This is a genomic window from Streptomyces sp. NPDC127190 (genome assembly GCF_042672505.1).
Taxonomy (GTDB): domain Bacteria; phylum Actinomycetota; class Actinomycetes; order Streptomycetales; family Streptomycetaceae; genus Streptomyces.
The window spans coordinates 1-22212 of record NZ_JBHXVE010000053.1 but is presented as its reverse complement, the minus strand read 5'-3'; the positions used below and the strand labels follow the sequence as shown (position 1 = coordinate 22212).

The 22212-nt window shown below is 65.5% G+C and carries 11 protein-coding genes and 3 pseudogenes; 5 read left to right on the top strand and 9 right to left on the bottom strand.

Translation table 11 applies throughout. The features are described 5' to 3' along the window. Window positions 1-140: 140 nt before the first annotated feature. Complete coding sequence (locus ACFVIU_RS38690) at window positions 141-317, bottom strand: hypothetical protein (protein WP_385848453.1); 177 nt, start codon at window positions 315-317, stop codon at window positions 141-143. 141 nt (window positions 318-458) lie between these two features. Continuing rightward, window positions 459-1082, bottom strand: coding sequence for a DUF6000 family protein (locus tag ACFVIU_RS38685; RefSeq protein WP_385848452.1), 624 nt, complete (start codon window positions 1080-1082; stop codon window positions 459-461). A gap of 213 nt (window positions 1083-1295) precedes the next feature. Here ACFVIU_RS38685 and ACFVIU_RS38680 point away from each other — a divergent pair, with 213 nt between their 5' ends. Then, complete coding sequence (locus ACFVIU_RS38680; RefSeq protein WP_385848451.1) at window positions 1296-1760, top strand: hypothetical protein; 465 nt, start codon at window positions 1296-1298, stop codon at window positions 1758-1760. A gap of 410 nt (window positions 1761-2170) precedes the next feature. On the opposite strand, the gene ACFVIU_RS38675 is transcribed toward ACFVIU_RS38680, so the two are convergent. Beyond that, window positions 2171-2605: a hypothetical protein gene (locus tag ACFVIU_RS38675; RefSeq protein ID WP_385848182.1), complete on the bottom strand. Its 435-nt coding sequence runs from the start codon at window positions 2603-2605 to the stop codon at window positions 2171-2173. Between the two features lie 191 nt (window positions 2606-2796). Continuing rightward, a complete protein-coding gene (locus ACFVIU_RS38670; RefSeq protein WP_385848450.1) occupies window positions 2797-3249 on the bottom strand; it encodes a hypothetical protein in 453 nt (150 codons plus the stop codon). Between the two features lie 125 nt (window positions 3250-3374). Between ACFVIU_RS38670 and ACFVIU_RS38665 the strand changes: the two are divergent. Beyond that, a pseudogene (locus ACFVIU_RS38665) lies at window positions 3375-3839 on the top strand (IS5 family transposase); the annotation flags it as partial. A gap of 23 nt (window positions 3840-3862) precedes the next feature. Here the strand turns inward: ACFVIU_RS38665 and ACFVIU_RS38660 are convergent. Further along, window positions 3863-5443: pseudogene (locus tag ACFVIU_RS38660) on the bottom strand (ISAzo13 family transposase). A gap of 163 nt (window positions 5444-5606) precedes the next feature. On the opposite strand from ACFVIU_RS38660, the pseudogene ACFVIU_RS38655 reads away from it, so the two are divergent. Further along, window positions 5607-5712, top strand: a pseudogene (locus ACFVIU_RS38655) (IS5/IS1182 family transposase); the annotation flags it as partial. Between the two features lie 97 nt (window positions 5713-5809). Here the strand turns inward: ACFVIU_RS38655 and ACFVIU_RS38650 are convergent. The 4 genes from ACFVIU_RS38650 to ACFVIU_RS38635 all read right to left on the bottom strand — a co-directional run bounded on the left by ACFVIU_RS38650 (window position 5810) and on the right by ACFVIU_RS38635 (window position 20114). Further along, complete coding sequence (locus ACFVIU_RS38650) at window positions 5810-6280, bottom strand: hypothetical protein (RefSeq protein ID WP_385848449.1); 471 nt, start codon at window positions 6278-6280, stop codon at window positions 5810-5812. Between the two features lie 221 nt (window positions 6281-6501). Further along, window positions 6502-13410, bottom strand: a complete 6909-nt coding sequence (locus ACFVIU_RS38645; RefSeq protein ID WP_385848448.1) for a DddA-like double-stranded DNA deaminase toxin — start codon at window positions 13408-13410, stop codon at window positions 6502-6504. A 132-nt stretch (window positions 13411-13542) separates the two neighbouring features. Continuing rightward, a complete protein-coding gene (locus ACFVIU_RS38640; protein ID WP_385848447.1) occupies window positions 13543-17874 on the bottom strand; it encodes a LamG domain-containing protein in 4332 nt (1443 codons plus the stop codon). Between the two features lie 1664 nt (window positions 17875-19538). Next, window positions 19539-20114: a nitroreductase family protein gene (locus ACFVIU_RS38635; RefSeq protein ID WP_385848446.1), complete on the bottom strand. Its 576-nt coding sequence runs from the start codon at window positions 20112-20114 to the stop codon at window positions 19539-19541. Between the two features lie 349 nt (window positions 20115-20463). Here ACFVIU_RS38635 and ACFVIU_RS38630 point away from each other — a divergent pair, with 349 nt between their 5' ends. Together ACFVIU_RS38630 and ACFVIU_RS38625 are read left to right on the top strand one after the other, a co-directional pair. Continuing rightward, window positions 20464-21621: a hypothetical protein gene (locus ACFVIU_RS38630; RefSeq protein WP_385848445.1), complete on the top strand. Its 1158-nt coding sequence runs from the start codon at window positions 20464-20466 to the stop codon at window positions 21619-21621. Then, on the top strand, window positions 21618-22085 hold the full coding sequence (locus ACFVIU_RS38625) for a hypothetical protein (RefSeq protein ID WP_385848444.1): 468 nt from the start codon (window positions 21618-21620) through the stop codon (window positions 22083-22085). Before ACFVIU_RS38630 ends, ACFVIU_RS38625 begins: the two co-directional genes overlap by 4 nt. Window positions 22086-22212: the final 127 nt, after the last annotated feature.

Below are 22212 nucleotides of genomic sequence, written 5' to 3'. Positions count from 1 at the left end.
TTGGCGTGAGCCGCTCACGTTGGGCGGTCCGCCGTCCGGGCGAGCTCCACGATCTCGTCGACGGGCCTTCCGGTGTGCAGGGCGAGGGTCTGCGCGATGAGGTCGGTGAGGTCGGGCGAGGGCATGTTCCCATGCGCGTTTTACAGCGCGACCAGGCCGTGCAGGGCGGTCCAGAGCAGCAGGCCGGCCTGCCACTCCTGCTCGGGGCCGAGACGGTCCTGGTGTTCCGGCTGGTCCTGCCGGGCGCCGGCCAGGGAAGCGACGACGGATCCGAGGAACCGTTCAAGCGTGGCCAGCAGCCGGGCGGCGGCCTCCACGAGTTCGGCCTTGAGGACCTGACCCTGTCCCCGTGGGTTCCGTCGACGGGGGGGCGGCTTCTTTGCTGCTCACAGGCGTCGGGAACCGTCGCAACGACAGGTCAGACGTGTGATCCGCTATCCCTGATCAGGACAATGTCCTCAAAGAGCACGGGGTTCGGCGCATTCGTCAACGAAAGCGCAAAGCCGACGAATGAGACTCAAGAAGGAGGGGGTGGGGTCCATGTGGGCCTGCATGTGAGGGGCGTCCTGGAGCCACTGCTGCCACAGACCGCCTGGGCCCAGGAAACGGTCGGCTTGATCACCTCCAAGATTCAGGTCGACGAACCGGAGAGCGCCCATGACGATGGCCTGGTCGTATCCGAGGTCAGGGCGACGGAGATAGCGATCAAGGTAGGCAGCGAACAAATCAGCGTCGCGCGCCGTTCCGAAACTGGCCAGGGCCACGCAATAGGCCAGCCCCACGCAGCAGACTTCGCTGCCCAGCAGGAGTTCCCCGAGACGCTCACGGAACTCGGTCCGGCGGGAGACAGCGACGAGCCAAGCCGCAGTTCTTCGTTCGCGCCAGCCGCCGGCAAGAAGCGTGGCGATTTCATCGGCGGTGATGAGTCCAGCGTCCTCACGGAGATCTCGCATGACCCGGTCGGACTCAGGACTCTGCATGCGCAGCAAGCCGCCACCGAGCTTCAGGTAGCGCCGCTCGGGCGTGACATAGCGGCGAACCAGGGCCAGTAGCTCGGCATCGTCCTCAGGATGGCGTATCACACGGCCGATCTTGCCTCGCTGGCGTAGAACGAGGCCAGGTCATTCCTCGTGCTCCTAGCCGAGGGAGGTGGCGATCCACGCCGCTCGCACATCCACGCACGCACCTGAGGGGCCAGCCGAGCGTTCGCCATCTGCATCGATGCCTGATCATTGTGTGGGACGGCGGCCGTGAGACACGGTGATCGTGTCGCTGATCTGGTTGCATGGGGCCTCATGAGCGGCATAGCCACACCCGTCATCGCTGTCCTCGGCACCCCGCTGGGTTCGACGGTGACGCACGTCTTCCAGCAGCGGTCCGCGCAGCGCACCGAGCAAAACTCGCGTCAGGAACGGCTGCGCCAGGAGCGGTTGGACACTTACGGCACCTACTCCGGCCTGTTGGTCAACTTCCGCCGGGCCATTCTGCACCACTGGTTCTGCGTGCACGAGGGCAATGACGCCGACGACGAAGTCGCCCTGCGCAGACTCTCGTTCGAGCTACGCTCCAGCACCGAGCACGCCCTGTACCGCCTCCAGCTGATCACTGACGATCCCGAGCTGGCTATCGTCGCGGCCGACGCCTTCACGGCGATCGGCAAGATCGATCGCGCAGCGAACCGCGCCGACGTGGTCGTCTGTCGGGAAGCGACCCAGGAGCTGATCAACACCTTCGTCGCGACGGCACGCCGGCACGTCTAGACCGTGAAGGGATGCCGGTTCAGGACAGGGGAGGCGGGGCGGGATTGGAGACTACAGCTAGATGATCTTCATGCCTCCCTCGGAACGTTGTGAGGGCACTGACCCGGCTGGCCGAGCCCCCCCCCAAGGCCGCGACACGCGCAGACACTCGGCCGCCCGGCACAAATCCCGTACGGATCTAAAAGATCATCCAGCGAGTAGGTATGAGACCGGACCGGCCCCTACCGGTGCTCTCACCCTGTACGCCAGCCACAGCCCCAAGGACGCCGCATGTCCCCGAGCGGCGGGGCGAAATCACCCAGACCGGAATCGCTGTCCCAACTCTGGCGATAGCCTGCCCGGTCAACGCTCAACTGGCCAAGTGAAGCGCTCAGTCACAGGACTGCTGTCACTGAGCGCCTTAGTTGGCCTCACGGCGCATTCGACGGAGGTGCGGAGCGCTGCTGGGATCCCCAGATGCAGCCCTGCATCATCGCCGTAGTGACCTTGCCCTTGAAGCCTGCTGCCGGCGTCAGCCGGTCCTGGCACCAGAGATAGACGTCGTCCGCCATGCCGGATCCCGGGTTCTCCCCTTGCTTGGCGAGAGCGGCGGCGAAGTCGTAGCCGCGCTTGTATTGGGCGTCCGCAATCGAGCCGGGCTCGTATGGATTCCCGTAGATGATGGGACGCGACGGGTCGGAGGCGCCACCTCGAGGCATGAACATGGCGATCAGCAGCACAGCGGGCAGGCCAACCAAGACCGAGGCGAACAGCCAGCCCATCTTCTGGGACGTCTTCTTGCCGACCGCATAGGACAGCATCGCCAGCGGGATGGCCAGAACGAACGCCAGGAACGGGATGATCACTGCACCACCTGCCACAGGTCAGCCCCCCTTTCGCGGCTCAGCGGCGCCATGTTACGTCCCGTGATCGGACACGGAGGCGCGGGGTGCGTGGTGCTCGGCGACGCGTGGCTGCCGAACACCACCGGTCGGGTTTTGCGCTCACTGGCTTCCCAATCGGGAAGTAAAGCTGTGTCGGGGGACGGATTCCGTGATCAGTCGAACCAAACCACGAGTCGCACGTGTTCTGGTCCATGCAGCTCGGCAAGCGTCCGCATCACGTCCCAGACCGGCGCCCAGTGGGTCCCGGGCCCGGCGACCGTGCTGCGGCTGCGCGTGCCGGACCGATCGGTCTCGTCCCAGTTGGCAGCTGCCAACTCGGCCCAGCTGATCCACGTTGTTCCGTGTGCGTCTTGTGGGCCGCCCCACGCGTTGAACGCAACCCACAGCCCGTCCGAGGCGTCGTCCGGCAGGCCACGGTCTTCGGCCAGCGGCCGGAACCCGAAGGAGTTGCGAACGCCGAAGAGGCAGGCGAGTGCGTCATAGGCGTTGCCGGTGTTGAGTAGGAAGAGGTCGATGGCGGCGTGCCAAACCGCGTCCTCGTCGTCCTCACCCCAGATCCGGGCCAGTGGTCTGCACTCGATCATCCCGCTCACATCGGTGGACATGTCTGTAGTCTGCCGAGCACGGACAAGGCTCGTCGCTTCGATTTCGATGCAGAACCTAACCGGTGGGCTTGGGTGGGGTGACTTCGTAGAGGCGCCGGTCCCGAATCAGGGCCCACAGCACGTGGGGGATCGACACGGGCCCCTCGCCGGTCGACCGGGGCCGGACCGGTTCGAAACACCACCTGATCACCGACGGGCACGGCACCCCGCTCGCGGTCCTGGTGACGGGTGGCAACCGCAATGACGTCACCCAGCTACTGCCATTGCTCGACGCGATCCCACCGGTCCGTGGCCGGGTCGGCCGTCCCCGCCGCAAGCCGGACTCGCTCTTCGCCGACCGCGGCTACGACCACGACCTTTACCGCAATCAGGTCCGCGAGCGAGGCATCGTGCCAGCCATCGCCCGCCGCGGCACCCGGCACGGCACAGGACTGGGCACCTACCGGTGGGTGATCGAGCGGACCTTCGCCTGGCTCCACGGATTCCGCCGCCTGCGCATCCGCTGGGAACGGCGGGCCGACATCCATGAAGCGTTCCTCAAACTCGCCTGCTGTCTCATCACCCATCGACAGCTCGGCTCATTGTGTTAGCCGTTGTAAGGGCTTGCCGGGAATCAACACGTCGGTTTGATCTTGGTTTTGTCGGGGTCGAGGAACCTGACGACGTCTTCCGTGTGCGGAAACGGGCTGGTGAGGCGGGCAGATGGACACCACGGGCTTCCAGGAGCGGGCGGACGTCTTTCACTGCACGGCTGATGGTCATGGCGGTGGTGCTGAAGAGCTGGCCCAGGAGGTCCATGGTCGCGAGTTTTCGCAGGTGGAGCATGGTGACCGGCATCCGGTCGGCTGAGGTGAGCTTGGCTTTGGCACCTGCGCCCGGGGCCACCAGGCGCTCGTGGCCTCGACGTGTGTGGAGCACTTGCTCGCGTTGAACCTCCATCGCTGGAGTCAACGAGTCGATGAGCTTGCTGAGCTGCCGGCGGGTCATCCCGGTCAGTTCCGGGTACTGGAGCGAACGCCGCGTGAGGCGAGTCGGTCTGTCCGCCGGGCCTCGTCCGATGTGCTGCCGGTTGTCGCCGCGCCCATCGGATGCTGGGGGTGGAGGGTGTAGTTCCAGCCGCCGTGGAAGCGATGGCGTGTGATGGGCAGGGCGGCGATCTCCTCGTCGCTGACGCGGATGCCGGTGGGGTACTCACCGCTGTCGGGTTCGGCATGGACGGTGAGGCCGGTGCGGCTGGTGGTCGCGGCGATGGTTTGGAGCATGACTTCATGGCTGGTCAGGGGTCTGCCGCGCCAGCCCATGGTGATGTGAGAGAACAGCCGGTGCTCGATCTTGTTCCACTTCGAGGTGCCGGGCGGAAGGTGACACACGGTGATCTCAAGACCGGTCTCGGCAGCGAGGTCAGCGAGCTGGGTCTTCCGGCCGCGGGTGCGGTAGCCGTTGGAGCCCCCGCCGTCGGCGGTAATCAACAGCCGACGGGCGCGAGGGTAGTCGTGCTGGCTGCGGGCCTGCCACACCAGCGCCGGATCGAGGCGACGGCGAACGCCGCGGTGTCGTGATCAGTGCCGATGCTGACCCAGCCGGTGTTCGCCGCCATCTCATAGATTCCGTACGGGATCGCTTCCTCAGCCTGGCCGGGGAAGTCGTGCGTCTTGACCTTCACGGGCCGCCATTCGTGCCCGGCGTTCTTGTAGTCGCCGATCAGCTCCTTCTTCTTGCTGTCCACGCTGATCACCGGGTCACCGGCGTCTCTGTGGTCTCGTGCCTGCTCATTGAGGTAGCGGAACTGGGCGTCCCTGTCGGGGTGCTGAGCACCCTCGATGGTCTTGGCGTTGGCCTGCAGACTGAAGCCTTCCTCCCGCAGCAGGCCGGCGACCGTGTCGGCGGAGACGCGGTGGCGCTGCCGGGTCAGCTCCGCTGCCAGCTTCCGAGTGGACTTCGTCGTCCACCGCAGCGGCGACATCGGGTCGCCCCGCTCGTCCGGCTCGACCAGCGCCAGCAGCGCCGGCCGCAGCCCCGGATCAAGGTCCACAGCCTTCTTCCGGCCCCCACCAGGACGACGGACCCGCCCCAACAGAGCCTAACCTGCCTCCAGCTCAGCCGCTCCGCGCGAGATTGTGCCCTCCCGAATCCCGGCCGCGACAGCGACGAGCCTGATCCCACCACGCCCCAGCGACAGCGCTTCCGCCCCTATGGCCAGCCGACGCTGACGCTCGTCCAGATGCGGCAACAACACCTGGAACTTCGCAGCCAGGACGGCCTCGATCCCCTCCGGTCTCCCCATACCAGAACAACGAGTCCCACAGCTGGAAGCCACGGCTTGTTTCCCGGCAAGCCCTAAGACCTGCCCGAATGGCATGAATACCTGGAAGACCCTCCGCGACTGCTGACTTCAAAGGCAACGGAGTCCACCACGCCATGCTCGGCATCGCGCGCCTACGCAACCTCACCCTCGCCGGATAGACGAGCCTGCAGACTCCTGAAGACCAACGCACGGCGACTCAACACCGTCCACCTCATCGAAAGCGTGGGACCTGACATTACCACTCGAAGCTCACATTCAACGACGTTGCCATTCGGCGCAAGGGATTGACCCTTCAGTTTCGTCTCCGCAGCGGTCAGCCCAAGCACGACACACGAAGACGGGACGCGTCAAAACAACGTCATCTACGCGCTGCGCACGCAATACCACACCAAGCAGGCTGGATGAAGGGTCCCAAGATTGAGAATACATTATCGCCTGGCCACGAGACTCCAAGTACCGAGCGAACTCATCTTCCAGTTCAGACGGAACACGCCCAGCCAACCGAATACCCTCGAGAGAAACCTGCGGTCCACTGCGGGCATCGACGGCAACACAGGAAAGCAAGCCCGCTTCGTCATAATATGTCGAGAGCGCAGAAGATGGAGTCAACGGCTTGGCGTCGAGAATGGAAAATTCGACGGAGTTAAGGGAATCAAGAGAGTTGACCTCAGCGGGAGATTTTACATAGACACCGCGAAGAACGACTTCGACTTCCTTCTGATCCATCCCGAAATGAAGAGGTCCGACCCGCTCAAGTTCATCTACAGACCACTGGATTCGATCGCCGTCACCGAGGGCTTCGCATTTCAGCGACACAAGCTTACACTCCGTTTCATCGTAACAAGCTCCATCCTATACCGTGCGCCAGCATCATACTCAGGCGGTTCTGATACCTGCGGGCCATGCATGGGGACCCAGTGCCCCTTTCACGGCCCGCAACTGGGCGTCTACCTTGAGGCCATACCTTCCAATGGTCCAGAGTTCACCAAGTCGCCCGCTTTATTCCGATACCAAATTACCATAGTTCGCCCCTCCTCAAGGATGTGAGGAATGATGTTCAAGCATCCCGCTCCCCCAGGCTTGCCGCAAACGTAGTCCTGATTTATAACGACGTTTGCAAAGTCGATTTCATTTTCATTCATCCACAGCGCGATCTTTGGTTCTGCATGCGTCTCGGCCCACCAGCCAGCCTTCCTGCCCGTGATTCGGCGGAGCGCGGCGTTTACTCGACCAGCATCTGCATCTTGGCGGCTCATGAACTCAGGTCCTATGACTTTCCCCTCCGCGTCCGTGGGCACACCCGTCGTCTCATGCTTTCCGCCAAGACCGGCAAGCACCTTCGCGATATCCGCCTTGCAATTATGGACCAGGACAGGCGTATCATCCGCCAGCACATAATACGTGTGGAGCTCTTTGACCGTAAGGTTATACATGTCGGCCACGCCGGCATGATCCTGGACTTTGTCCACAAAGGCACGCTGATCATTGATCGTGTTCAACTCATGTCTGCGGCGCAGCTTTCCCGCGGCGACCCACACATGCGCCGTCTTATCCCAGAATGGATGGTTGCGAGTGGTGTGGATCTTCACCGCCTTTCCGCTTTTAAGGCGTATTGACAGATCTACAAGATCGCCGTCCTGATGGACGAGCCGAGCAGTAACCTTACGGGCACCTACACGCTTACCAGTCTTTGGATCGGCCGCTTCGACATCGTCCCCCGGCTTAATTCTTGCAATTTTCTTTTTTTTCCCTCCCTTCAGCAAGACCTTGGTATCAGGAGTGAAGCTGCACGCATCTACCGCTGCGCGGGTAAGAATGCGCATCAACTTGGCCGTACCGACTTCGACTCCCGCGATGTCGTAGCTCGACGCCGCGTAGCCGTACACGTTGCACTCAGCTTGGTTGCCCAGAGTGCAGCGAATCCCCGGCACGATAAGCGTCATGTCGCCGAGAGCGGAGAGGAGCTGCTCCGTGAGGCCCTTTTCCGCGTCGGCCTGCGCTTGGGTCTCACACAGCTGGTCGCCGATCCCGTATTGCAGTGCGAAGCCCGAGCAGACGTTCTTGGTGAAGAAGTAGTCGTAGACCTTCTTGGCTTGCTTCGCGTTCAGGACCGGGCCATCGTTCTGCCTCTTGCCGCCGCTGGGCGAGCCGGAACTTCCTTCGGTGTCTACCTTTCCGGGGCCGCATTCGTTCCAGCCGCCGCTGCACTGAGTGCCGTCCGGATTGATGCGGATCAGGCCACTCGGGTCGCTGTAGGTGACCGGGCTGCTGTTGCTGTACGCGTAGGCGTTGAGTTGCTGGGGATCCGTCGGGTCGAGGATCGGGTCCACTGACAGGAATCGGCCGGTGGATGCGTCGTAGTCGCGGGCCCCAAGGTGCACGAATCCGGTCGTGTCGTCCTTGGTTCCTCCGACGAAGCTCTTCTCGCCCGGCCAGCTCTTCGGCGTAGTCCCTCTCCCCGCGCCGAAGGGTGTCGAGCGGCGCTGCTGGGTGGTCAGGTCTGCTGCGTTGACGGCGAGTTGGGAGGTGCCGTTGGTGTCGGCGATGAGGAAGGACAGCTTGTTGTCGTCGGTGCGGACGGCTTGGTTTCCGCTGCCGAGGTCGTAGTAGCGGGTGGCTTTGGGTGTGGTGCTGCCCTTTGGCAGAGTGATCTCGGTGTTGCCGAGGTAGAGGGTGGTGTCTGTGTCGGTGTGGGTGATCAGGCGGTTGCCGTCGGCGTCGTAGAGGTAGGTCGTGGTCTTGGTGCCGCCATTGCCGTCGGGCTGGGTGACCTTGGTCAGATGGCCCTCGGGGTCCCAGACCAGGGTCTGTTTGTCACCGTCGATGGTGCGTGCGTCTGTGTTGCCGGCGTCGTCGTAGTGGTAGGTGTCCTGGGAGATGCCGTTGGGGCCGTTGGTGTCGACCTGGGTCAGTGCATGCGGCCGAGCGCTTCCGGGGGCGGGATAGTGGTAGGTGCGCTTGACGTCATTGGCCACGTTGCCGGCTGGGTCGTGCTGGGTTTCGGTGCGTCGGTTGCCGCTGAGGTCGTAGGTGTAGGACTGCCAGTACGGTGCCGGTCCGCCGAGGAGCGAGGAGGACGGGGTGGTGGTACAGGTGGTGGTGTTCTGTGCCCAGGCTTCGGTGAGGCGATTGAGGTAGTCGTAGGTGAAGCACTGGTTGTCGGTGCCGTCCCGGGACACGTTCGAGATGGAGGTGATGTTGCCGGCCTCGTCGTAGCCGTAGGTGGCGGACTTGTCGGTTCCGGCGACGTCCTGTCGGTCGACGCGGGAGTTGTGCAGCCTCTGAGTTCCCCACTCGTACGAGTTGGTGACCTGGGCCGCCTTGGCACCTGCCGCCTGGTAGGTGTACTGCATCGGCTTGCCGGTGTAGCTGTAGACCGTGTCGGTGACGTAGGTCTGGCCGCCGCTACCGGAGAGAGTCTTGGTCCGCAGTGAGTCGTCGTAGGTGGGCGCGACCGCTTCGGCGGTGAGGCTGCCTGCGGCCGGGTAGCCGATCGACTGGACAGTGCCGTCGGTGTTGTACTGAACGTTGCTCTGGTAGGAGCCGGCCAGCGCCCCCTCGGCCGCGGGGATCGTGGTGGTGGTGCGGTGTGGCCGGTACAGGTTGTCGTACAGCTGATAGGCCACGGTGTAGGCGGAACCCGATGCGCCGCCGATGTAGCGGGTGGCGGAGGACAGCTGGCCCTTGAAGCCGGTGGGGTCCCAGACGTGCTTGGTCAGCAATGGGCCGGTTGCGTCGCCGTCGTGGGTCTCGGTCTCCCGGCCGAGTCCGTCGTAGATGTGGGTGATCTTCTTCTTGTTGGCGTCGATCGTATGGTCGACCTGGTTGCGGTCGTTGTACCAGGTGTCGGTCTCACCCTTGTCGGGGTCCGTCGCTGCGGTTTCGTTGCCCCGCTGGTCGTAGGTGTAGGTCCACACGTTGCCGGCGGGGTCGGTGAGCTTGGTGAGCTTGCCGACCGGGTTGTACTCGTACAGGGTCTTGTCGGCGTCGCCGGTGGGAGTGGCGGCGTGGTATTGCCACAGCTCGGTGGTATGACCGCGGGCGTCGGTGACGGTGGTGGTGGGGGTGGCACCCTTCGGCGGTGTCACCGTGACCCGATCTCCGCCGTAGTCCGTGGTCGTCGTCGACAGAACGGTGCCGCCGTCGCTGTTGCCCGCGATCTGCTGGGATTTGTGGATGCGCCCCAGGCCGTCGTAGGTATTCCAGGTCTGGGTCTCGACAGCGAGCGCGTCGTCCAGGACGAGCAGGTCGGTGGTGGGGGCACTGGTGTTGTAGTAAGTGGCGAACGTCTTCGCGGTGAGGCCGCGTTCGTCGTAGAAGGTGTCGTCGACCAGTCGTCCGCCGTTGGGTCCGGGGGCTTGGGTTTGGCGGGCGCGCAGGAAACCGTCGTACAGGGTGTAGGAGGTCTTGCGTCCTGTTCCCCAGAGAGTGGTGGTGCCGACCGCGACGGGTTTGCCGTCGGCGATGGTGTAGGTGAACTCGTAGTTCGGGGTGTCGCTGTTGGCCTTGGAACGGTTCGGGAGCCAGACCTTCAGGGTGCGGCCCAGCGCGTCGTAGGTGGTGTCGGTGCGCTTGTTGTTGGTGTCGAGCACCGTGACCGGCATTCCGCGGACGGGGTCGTAGGTCGTGGTCGTGGTTTGGGCGGTGGCGGGGTTGCCCGGTGTGGCCGGCGGGGTGGTCGCCGTCATGCTGGTGGGAAAGCCTGTGGTGGGGCTGTACGCGGTGGTCGTGGTCCGCCCGTCGCTGCGGTCTGTGCGTTGGGGGGTGGTGGACTCGGTTGCGGTGACGGTTCCGGTGATGTCGGTCGCGGTGAGCTGGCGGCCGTAGGAGTCGAAGGACGCGCCAGCTTCCTGGTATGTCGCGGTGGTGCCGTCGTGTGAGACCAGTGAGGCGACGTGGGTGGCGTCGCCCTTGGTGGGTGCCGCTCCGTAGTTGTGCCCGTCATAGGCGGTGCGGACATCGGAGATGACGTCCTTGGAGCGGTCCGGGGCGTCCTCGCACTTCACGGCGACGGTCTCCACCCGGGACGGCTTGATGAGGATCCAGGGGGTAGCGTCGTCTGCCGGGTCGGCGTAGGTGGTGCGGGTGCACTGGTTGTCCTTCGAGGTCGACTCGTCGCCGTAGTCGTCGGTCTCGGTGATGCGGCCGGCTTTGTTCTCGAAGGTGTTGGTGCGGTAGGTGGTGCGCCAGTGGGTTCCCGCGCCGTCGTCGAGTGACGTCCAGGTGCGGGTGGCGGCGGTGCCGGTCAGGTTGGCCGTGGTGGTGCCCCACGAACGCACGCGTTTGGCTGTCTCGTGGTGCCAGGGGGTGTTGACGGTCTTTTCCAAGACCTTGCCGGACGGGCCGCTGTAGGTTTCGGTCTTGTACTCGAAACCGGGCAGAGACTCGTGGTCGGTGATGGTGCCGCCGTCGTCGTCGGAGACGGCGACGGTTTTGGTTCCACCGGTGGGTGAGGCTTTGTCGCCGTCCATGCCTCGCAGGAAGTAGTGGTCGATCTGCGTCTTCATGCCGACCGGGTCCTGGCCGCCGGTCTGGACACGGACGTGGCCGTAGCCGCGCCAGCTGGACCAGGTCTTGTACTTCTCTTTGGTCAGGCCGTCATCGTCGTCGTAGTGCCAGGCAGCTCCGTCGAGGTAGCTGTAGTTGGTGACCATGTCCGGTGAGGACTTCGTGCGGTCGGTCTGGGTGACGGCGCTGACCAGGTACTTGTTGAACCACTGCAGGGTGGGATCGGTGTCGCCTTCCTTCGTGAAGTACACGGGGAAGCAGCGCGTTGTGTTCGTTTCCGGCTTGGGCAGCGTGGTGGCGTCGCAGGCGGGACCGTCGTAGGTGACGTCGGTCTGGCCTCCGGACTCGTCGTCGATCGTGGACAAGCGCTCCTTGATGAACGCTGAAGTGTTGTCGCCGTCGATCTTGAGACGGTTGGTCCGCTGGTCGTAGCCGAATGTGACCTTGGGCAGGGTGATCGCGGTTGCTGTGGACTTTCCGGTGTGCTGGATGGAGGCCAGCAGGAGCTGGTAGTCGATGTCCGCCATGCCCCAGCGGTGGTCGAGAGTCCAGGTGTCGACCGGCGCGTAGGTGCCATCGGACTGGAGTACCTCGGTGGTGACTGCGGTGAGCCGCTTACGTGTCCAGAAAGTGGGTGAGTACGCCTTGGTGCAGTCCTCACCTGACTTGCAGTTAAGGTCCCAGGGAGTGTCGTACCAGTAGAACGACTTGTCACCGATGGTGGATGCGTCGCAGGTCACGCCCGTTTCGGGCAGGCAGCGTTCGGACGAGGTGAAGTCCACCTTGGCCAAGGGCTTGGCCGTGTACATGGCGGAGGACTTCAGGCCGTATTCGATGCGGTCGAGATAGCCGCCACGGTCGTAAACCGTCTCGTCCGAAGCCTTGAGATTGCGGGCGTAGTAGTTGGTTTCCTTGTTGTAGTAGTAAGAAATGGCGTTGCCGTGCGCATCCACGGCGTAGTCGAGGTTCCATCGCCAGGCCTGCTGGCACCAGGAATCGGCGAAGGCGGAGGCGTGGCAGGGCTCGCCGGAGTTGTTCCCGTAGACCGGGACGGTCCAGGTGGAGTCGGTGGTTTCGTCACCGGTCTGCCAGTTCGGCAGTTTGTTGTAGCCGAAGTAGTACTGGCTGCCGTCGGGGGTGGTGACACGCCAGTACTCCTGGTCGTTGTCACCGTTGTCGCGTGACGTCCCGTGAATCCGGTCGATCTTGGTGCCGTCGTCATCCTTGAGCTTGAAGGAATCGGTGCCGGTCGGTATGAGCTCGCCGGAGTGTCCGGCGAAGGACAGGGTCGCGTTGTCGTAGGCCCAGCACACGTCGCCCGGCTTCGTGCCGTCGGCGTTCTTCTCGCCGTCGTCCAGGCACGGCTTGTAGCTTCGCTCGATGAATCCTGGCCACAGGCTGAACCCGTCACCCACCCAGGAAGCCTGGTTGTTGGTGTTGGCGGTGCGGCCGTCGATCTCGCCGGAAGAGTAGGAGAGCTTCACTGATGGTGCGAACGAGCCGGGCACGCCGGGGACCGGCATGTCGTACGACCAGCTGAAGTCGCCGGTGTTCAGGTTCGTCTGCCAGGCGGACGAGGGCGACAGCTGGGTCGCCTTGTAGTCACCCTGGTCGCTGGACGTACCCGTGGTGGCGGCCAGGAGCATGGTGCCCGAGGTGCTGCTCCCGGCGGGCAGGTTCAGCTCAGTGGCGGTAAGCGTCTTGGCCTTGATGTCATTGCGGAAGGCGAGCGTGCGGGCGGTCGAGCACTTCTTGGTGCCGGGATGCGTCGCGGCACAGGCGGGCAGTTGCACCAGCTTCAGTCGAGCCGCGTAGGCGCCGCCGTAAGCCTGCACGAACTTCGCGTAGTTGACGCGGACGCCGACCTCGTCACCCTTCGCGCCAGGCCGTCGCTGTACGGAGAACAGCACACCGTCGACACCGGCGCGCCTCGCCGTCTTCCGGCTGAAAACGTGCACCAACGCGTCGCCAGTCAGCGGCGTGCGTCCCCCGCGCTTCTCCTCTTGCGTGCCGTTGCCGAACTGAGCCTTCGCAGCCGCAAGCGAGACCGGCAGGTCACCGGCCCGGACTGTCCCGGTCCCGGCGTCGGGGGCCAGCGTCGTGGTTGCCGTGCCGGCCGCGGGCCAGGACCGTTTGGGAGCGGTCTTCGGTACCCGCGGCTGGCCGTCCGTCCGACGGGGCAGCGGCTTGACGCCGTGGCCGGACAGTGGTTTCTCCGAGGCCGGCACTTTGACGCCGGTGGCTTCCGCGGGATCCGCCATCGTCGCCTGGATCAGGGTGCCGACCAGTACGGCCGAAACCGTCAGGGCGACTCTTCGCCGCAGTCGCGCGTGTGTTTTGGCTGTCATGCGTGGCTCCATCACTCTGCCCGGGTCCGGGCCCGCACGGCGCCCTGCCCTCTACTCGTGGGGCGCCGTCAAAGAAGCTGTCGGGACCTGTTGCCCATGTGTTCGCTGTGTGCCGTCGGTGCGGCCGCCCGGTCAGGGGCCGGTGGTCGTGTCCAGGTCGTCTCCGCTGGCGAGCGAGGCGATCTGGGTATCGGAGGCCACCCCGGCGAAGACCCACACGTCGTCGATGACGCCTGGCCAGTACTCGCCCCAGGTGGACGCGCCGGTCTTGATGCGGCCGAGCTGAAGTCCCTTGGTCGCATCGAACGGCAGCACGGTGGAGTTCCACGACACCGACTCCGTGCACGTCGGGTCGTCGGGCGTGCCGTCGTCGTCACTGTCTGCACACACGTTCTGCTGCAGCTCACCGTTGACGTAGAGCCTCATCTGTCCGGCCATGAGGTCGTAGACGACAGCCAGGTGGTCCCAGGCGCCGTTGTTCTGGAAGCTGGTGTCCGGGGCGATCGAGGTGTCCGCTGTGGCGCTGTCCTCGTTCGCCATCTGCAGTTGCCATCTGCCCGCATGGGCCGGGTCGGTGGCGTCGGGTACATACCGGACGGAGAAGCTGCTGGAGTTCGCGCCGGCCATGCTCATCACCGTCACCGGCTTGGTCGGCCGTCCGGGGGTGGACACCCATGCGCTGACGGTGAAACTGGTATTGGTGTGGGTCGGGGAGCCTGTGGTGGACGCGTAGCCGCTCGATGTGCCGTTCAGCACCAGCCCGCCCGTACCTACCATGCTGTTGGTACCGGTGGAATCGACCTGTGCGCCGCTGCCCAGGGTCAGCGCGTGCCGGTCGGCCGCCGTCGGCACTGTGTCCGGTGAGATCTGTGGGCTGCCCGAGGCGGACTCCATCTGCCAACGACCCTTGACCTGCAGCCGGTTGTGGTACATCGCCGCAGCCTCTGGCCCGGACAGGGCCCGGTCGTAAAACTGCACGTCATCGATCTGGCCGGGGAAGAAATTCCCGGGGGCGCCGTCGAAGGAGCTGGCGCCGATCTGCGTCGGGCCACCGCCGTAGAAGGGTGTGGCGAACGTCGTCGTGGCCGCCCACGCACCGTTGACGTACAGCCGCATGTCGTCGGTGTTCGCGTCGTACGAGCCCACCAGCTGGGTCCACACGCCCGCCGGCGAGTGGGTGGTGTCGCCCTGGGCGGCACGCACGATCGACGCGCTGTCGGAATCCTCGGTGTACGCGTCGAACGACCAGCCGTAGGTGGCCGAGTAGTACAGCTCGAATCCCGGCCGATGGGTGCCCGTCTGCGTAGCGATGGTGCCGGCGTGGTCGGGCTTGGACGACAACTTGGCCCATCCCACCACCGAGAAGCTGTGCGCATTGTTGATGTGTGAGGAGCGGGTGGCCGCGTATCCGCTTGTGCCGTCCAGCGTGAGCGCTTTGTCCTGAGCCCCCGGACCGCCCGCTGTGACGCCCCCGTGGAAGACCGCCGGCTCCACGTCCGCCCGTCCGTGCACCTCGGTGGTCGGCGTGCCGTCGGACTGCGTGGCCGGCTCGTCCAGCGGGAAGACCGCCCGAGCCGGACGCCCTGCCCCGATCGGCTCGCCGCTGTACAGGTGCGCCACGTCACCGGCCGCCAGTGCCTTGTCGTAGATCCGGAGATCATCGATCGTGCCCGGGAAGAAGTTCACGGCCGAACCGGAGTAGTTACTGGCGCCGATCTGCAGACCGCGTCGCGCATCCCACGGTGTGGTGTACCTGGTCGATCCTTGCAGCTGTCCATTGACGTACAGCGCCAGCACACCATTGACCGCGTCATAACTGCCGAGCAGGTGGTACCACTGGCCCGGCGACACCCCACCAGCGGTCGACGACATCGCGCGCACCGGAGTGGCCGAGGCCGAGTCGGATGTGTTCTGGCTGAACACCCACCGGTTGTAGCCCTGAGAGTAGTACAGCTCGAATCCCGGCGCCTTGTTGCCCGGCTGTGCGGCAACGACCGCCGCGGTCGACGGCATCTGATCCAGCTTCACCCACGCCGCCACCGAAAAACTGGTGTCGGTGTGTACCGTCGGAATGTCGGACGCCAGGTAGGAGTCCGTCCCGTTGAACTCGGCTCCGGTGCCCACCTTGCCCGGCGCACCGAGCGTCGGAGAACCCACCAGGTCCAGGGTCCGGTTGCCGGCCGTACCGACGGCTTGCGTCGCACCGGCTGCATCGTCCAGCTGCCACTCCGCCGGGGCCGGCTGCCCCTGCTTGACCCGGAACTCGTACACCTCCGGTTCACTCGCGTTGCCCGCGCCGTCGAAGGCCTGCGCGTACACGAAATTCGTGCCCGCCCGTGTCGGCCGGAACGTCACCGACTTCGCCGCACCGCCCGTCGTCGTCACGGTGTGTTCCGCGTCGCACACCGGGTCGGCGTTCACGCCGTAGCAGTACTTGACCACATCGCTGGACGACGAGTCGAAGGAGAAATCGCCGTCCCGGCCGACCCCGTCATACGTCGGGTCATTCGGGTCGCTGTCGTCCACCGCCGGATAGTCACCCGAGGTGATCACTGGGCCGGCGGGCACACTGGTGTCGTACACCCAGTAGCAGTCGGTCGCCGACCCCGTGAACGACCACGGCGAATAGCTGTAGTACTTGCCCTGGTCGTAGTCCACGGACCGCACCGCCCAGCCGATGGGCTTGTTCTTCGGGATCGTCTTGCCGTTCGGCAGGGTGGAGGTCAGCGTCGTGGAGAACGTCGACCCGGACTTCTTCGGCCCGATCTTGGACGAGGTCCACTGCGTCGTGAAGCCCTTGCCGTCCCCGGCATCCCACGACAGCTCGAACTGAACGGCCACCTCGTCCTTGTCCGGGTCGGTGACGTTGCTGGCGGTGATCGACGGCGTCCTGCCGATCCGCACCGGACGGGAGGGGCTGTGACAGGTTCCGCCTGGGCTCATCGACAGCTGCGACATGCCGATCTGCTTCGGCGGCATGTTGTAGTGGACACGCAGGTAGGCGTCGTCGGAGAACCGCTTCCAGCCGTACGCGTCCGACTCGTCCGAAGCCCGCAGACCGAAGGTGGCTGTCGAGTAGTTGTGGGCCGCCGCGTACTTCACCCCGGACGTCGCGTTGAACTCCACATCCGACGCCGCACACCCGGAGAAGCCGTGCGCCTCGTTCTTGGTGTCCAGATGGTCCAGCCAGTTGTCCGATGAGGAGCTCCACGTCGTGCTCGACGAGAAGCCCTTCGTCCGCCACAGCTCGACCGGCCGTGCGCTGCACGAGGCGGACCAGGTCTCATGCGCGACGAAGGTCGCACTGAGAATCGACTTGCCCTCGAACCTCGACGTTGGGAAGGAGTAGAAGAGCCTCTTGGTGTCATACGGGGCGCAGTAGGACCAGCCGCAGTAGCCCAGTCCCTCGTCAGAGTCGCCGTTGAATCGGTATTGCGGACTGGACGACCAGTACCTCGAGACCACCGTCCAGTCTCCCGCTTTGGGGGTGTAGGTCTGCGGATCGATGAACAGCGGGAACGACGTGTCCGCCCCGGTCAGCAGGGACTGATCGGGCGTCAAGGTCAGCTGTGAGGAGCCGGAGTCGACTGTGACCCCGATCGGCGCCACCTGAGACGAGTCGGTCGGTCCCTGAGAGGGATCGTCGGCGGTGGAGTCCGAGGACGCGTGCGCCACCATGGGGGTGACGCCGGCCTTGGCACTGGTCTTGGCGCCAGTACCAGCAGTGGCAGTGGCAGTGGCAGTGCCATCGGTGCCGGAATCCCACATGATCGGCTGGGGCGCAGAGAACACCACCCCGCCGGCCGTGCTGTCGGTGGCCTCCAGACCCCCGGCCTTCGTCTCGGACAAAGACAGGCCATCGGCCTGCACCCCGAACGTCAACCGTCCCAATGCCGGATTCTTCGCCGCGGCCGCGGTGTTGACCACCACCAGCTCGTGGAAGCCGTCGGTGTCCGCACGCAGCTGCAGATCCACGTCCGGCAGCACGTCCTTGTACGTCGCGGTGTCCCCACTGAGCGTCGGAGCCGGCAACGACGAAGCCCAGCTGTACGACAGTTTCCGCCCGGCCCGCGTCAACGTCGCCAACGGCTTCGAGCCGCCCCCCGAGAACGTCATCCCCACTGCCGCCACCGCAGGCGCAACATTGCCGTCCGGCTGTTTCACCAGCGTATTGTCGATCGCCTTCCACACCCCGCCCACCCGCGCCCGCACCGGCCGCAGATGCTGATCCGACTCCAGGCCGCCATCGGGCTTGGCGTACGTCTCACTGGACTCCGTCCGCAGAGAAATGATCTCCACCTTCTGTCCCGTCTCAGCAGCCTGCACGAGCGCCGCACCCTGCGTGAGTGCAGAGCCGCGCGCACCAGAGGCTGTCGACTTCGCGGTCTCGACCGGCGCCGCCGCGGCCAGCCCGGCAGCCGTCAGACCAGCAGTGGGCACTACCCCGGCAACGATCGCGGACACCAGCAGCGCTCTCCATGTCCGACGCAAAGGCGTCCGCTCAACCCCACCCAACACAAGCCCTCTCCCCCACGGAGTCCCCACCCGGAAGTCACGAGATCTTCAAAGAAGTGCGACCTTACCCAGCCTTTACGTGCACGGGTCAAGGGCGGACATTCAGGCCACGAGCTGCCCACCGGCAACGAACTTGATGGTTTTAGCCACGCGAGCGATTGGCCCGATTGGGGCGTAACCGACAGGTCTTACCCATTCTTCAAATGGGCAATTTTCAGGCGAGCGCGGTAAACAGGACGCCATGATCCAGACAACTGCAACGTCAGCGACCCTGGCGCGCTTTGCCTAAACTTGATCGTCCCGTATGGATCGACCGGCCGATAGGAATCCAACAACGCCCAAGCATCCGGGTGCCCGACCGACGCGCCTCCTGGGGGCGTCTCACGGCATGGGTATGGGCGGAATCCGAGGATTCGCAGTACGGAGTCTGCTGGGCTCGGTAGAAGGAGTGAACAACCCGTCGAGCAGCAGGCGACCGCGGCCGGGCGGCCGCGGCCGGGCGGTCACGGCTGTCTGCGGGTGCTGCTGGATGAGGACGCCGCACCGCCCGCACCCGCGGACGCCACCCAGCTGCTTCGCGGTCCGCGCGTCGCGCACGACCCGCACCGGCTCACCGTCGACGGATACGTGCTACGCATCCACTGCGACACCGACAACAGCGGGCGCGGCGTCATGATCGGGACCCAACAGCACAGTCAGCCCCAGTGGTTCGGCCTAGACGAATGCCCTCTGAAGCCGTGGGGGCTGTCCACGCCCGCGGTCGAGGAGGTCCGCCGCCTGCGCAGCAGCAGCCGCCCCCTCGCCACCTTCCCGCACCGCCCCACACCGGCCCGCTGCGATGCCACTGAGCGGCCAGTGGCCGCACCCCGGGCGGCGGACGACCGCCACGATGTGTTCACGGCCCTACGCAAGGCAGTCGAGGGCCAGTACCAGCGCACTGCGCCACTGCCTCACCCCAGGCAGAGGCCGCCGCCCACGGCGGCGCGAGCGCCGAGGAGAACGACCTGCTGCGTCGCGCCGCCGACCTGCTACTGGCCAGGAACTCGGAGTGGGCCTCAGCGCCCCGCCCTCCCCCGCACCACGGCGCAGCCGCCTCCCCCGTGCCGGACGCACGGACCACAGCCGCGCGGGGCAAGCAGCCAAAGCGGTCGCCGACCTCCTGGAGACGCTCGAGCGCAGCCGCGGTCACCTGCGTCCCGACGAGCAGCAGCGCCTGGCGGCCCAGCTGAAGAGCAAGAGCGAGGAGGCCGACTGTTGGCTGACCCGTCAGCGGCACAGACGCATCAGCATCTGGGATCAGCGCACCCAGCAAGCGCCCGCCGCCCCGAAGACCAGGCCGACGACGCCGGTCCCCGTTGTGCCGGCGGCCACGGATGCCCCCGCGCACCTCCCAGCAGCTGAGCGGCGCACGCGCGGCGGCCCACGCCGCACACCCACCACGACACCGTGACGGACGCCACGCGCGACGTCCTCGAGCACACCGCCCGGCTAGGCGCGACCATCCACTGGGACCGGGAGCTCGGCGTCGTGGCTGACGGGCCGCCCACCCGGGAGCCCTTCTTCCTCCGTGCCTCGATGACCTGGATCAAGGGCCTCGCCCGGGCCACTCATGATCACGACTCGTCTGCTACTCCGCCGGTTGACCAGGGAGCGGAGCGCAAGTGCGCGAGGCTGCGGCGGTCCCGAGCCTCCGGAGGTCCGCCAGCGGCCTTGCCCACCGCAACCATGGAGACGATCACCCAGCCTGGTTTCGGGCTCAGCTCCTTGGTGAGCCCTTCCAGGTCGAAGGCCCGGAATTGGTGCACGGCCAGCCCCATGGCCTGGGCCTGAACAGTCATGTGGGCGACGGCCTGGCCGAGGTCGTAGTCCGCAAACTCGGAGTAGAGCAGCTGCGTGTCATCGACGTGTCGGTGCGTCAGTGTGACGACGAGCAGGCTCGCGTCCGTCGCCCAGCGGGCCGAGCTCGGCGCAAGGTGCGGCAGCACCCGGTCGTGCTCCGGCTCACCGGGCCTGCCGGTGAAGAAACCCCACGGCTGAGAGTTCCCCGCCGACGGTGCCCACCGCGCAGCTTCCAGCAGCAGCCCGAGGGCGTGGTCGTCGACAACCGCAGACGGATCGAACCGGTAGGGGCTGAAACGCCCGGCAAGCAGCGGGTGTATGCCGCTGAGCGGCTCCTGAGGGTGGTACATGCTCCGCTGCAACCGGCTGACCGCGCGTGCGTATTCCGGCCTGGGCGAGCGCGGGCCCCCCACGGCCATCTACCGGAACGACGATCCACGCCGCTGGTGACGTGTTCCCTCAAGTGCCGAGCCGACTGTGAGGCCCCGCGTGGCCTCCCATGCCTTTTCGGTGCCCATGCTCGAACCAGTCGCTATATTCATTGATCACTCGGTCACGATCCGCACCGGACGAACGGTGATGTCGGGTCTGGTACCGGACGGCCCGCCGTGAGGTGGGGCCATGTGATCCTGGGGGGGATATCACCGTGCGACGCGCTGCTCTCTTTCGGATGCCACTGCCACCGCGCTGGCCGCCTCAATGTTCACCGGCTCCGCGCCGGCCCTTGCCGATGCCGCTCCAAGCAGTGGACCGGTTCTGGACAACGCGGACGCCTGGTACGGCTATCCCGGAATGGTCTTCGTCACCGCACACTCAGACAATCCGATCACTCACATCACTGCCCACTTCACCCCCCTCGGCAGCCAGGGCGACGCCCCCGAGGCTGGGTCCACCGACGACTTCACCCAGCAGTCCGGCACAGACGGCCGGTCCGGAGTGTGGCGGGCTCCGGTACACCTCGCGGACCTTGGCGAGTACCGGATCACCGTCGACATGGAGGACTCATCCGGTGCCACGGTCACCGGTGTCGTGTCACGCCAGACACTGGAGTACCAGACCATTCTCACGATCCCGGACCTCACGGTGACGCCGACCAGGCCGGACTTCTTCCATCAGAAAGTGACCGTCAGCGGTACCGAACTCGCCGAGGACCCGCGGACGCCCGACGCTCCCGTCCCGGTCGCCGATGCGTCGGTCGACATCACCTCCCAGGGCACCGCCCCGTACGGATGGTTCACCACGCGGGCCGGCGCCGACGGGCACTTCACCTTCTCGTTCGTCCCCACCTTGTACTGGTCCGACATGACGGCGTGGCCAAAAGCCTCGAGAACCTATCCCGGGGCGATCCTCCTGAGCTCGCCCCAGCAGCACATGAACCCCGTGCAGGCACCGACCTGGTTCACGGTGAGCACACACGGTCTCGACCTGCGCCAGGGAACGACGGGCAAGGTCACCGGCCGCGCGGAGATCCAGACGTCCGACGGCTGGCAGCCGCTGCCGCACACGTCCCTCAGCCTCGTCGGCACCGGCCCTTCGCCGGGCTTCGGGGGCACGACCACCACGGACGACAACGGGTTCTACAGCCTGCGCGTCCCTTTGGACGATCCGTTGCCTGCCAGTCAGTCCTCGGTGAAACGCCGTTCCTGCAGCCTGCCGCTCAGCCCTTCAGCCTCCACGTGGCATACACGACCGACCTCACCATGGACGCCACGCTCGGCGACGACTCCCGGCTCCACGTGTCGGGAGACATCGAGTACAGCGATCCCCGCGCCCACTGGCCGTCCCACACTGCCGTCATCATCGAATACTCCTAGGACGGCAAGACCGGCTGGAAGTCCGCCGCCACGATCCCAGTGAAGATCCGCTACAACAAGCCCAGCTTCCCGGAAGACTTCAACAAGACGTTCACCGCACGGAACGACGCCTACTGGCGTGCCCGCTTCAACGGCAACCCCGACCTCGCGAGCAGCACCACCAAGTCCGTCCACCTGCGCCGCTACCCCACACGGATCACCGGGTTCGACGTCGCCCCCGAACCGATCCGTAAGAACGGCCTCATCCACCTCAAAGACACGCTCCAGTACTACACGGGTACCGCCTGGAAGCCGCTCGCCGACGCCAACCCCGCCCTGTACTTCCGGCCTCGCGGAGCCTCCGCCTACCGCTACATCAGTGACCTGAGCACCGACTCCAGGGGCCGGATCTGCAACATCACCCAGAATGACACCCAGGACGGCACATGGGCGGTTGCTTTGAACCGCTCCATAGGCGACCAGTACCTCAAGAGTCCCCTGGTGACGGATTACGTCGACGTGCGATGACCCTGCCACGCAACCCGGCACCCCCGGACTAATACTCCAGTCAGATTTCGTGTCCTGAGCTGGCTCTTTTTCGGTAGTGGCAGCGGCGGGCTGTGGCTTGGTGGCGTCTGCGCCAGTGGGACCAGTT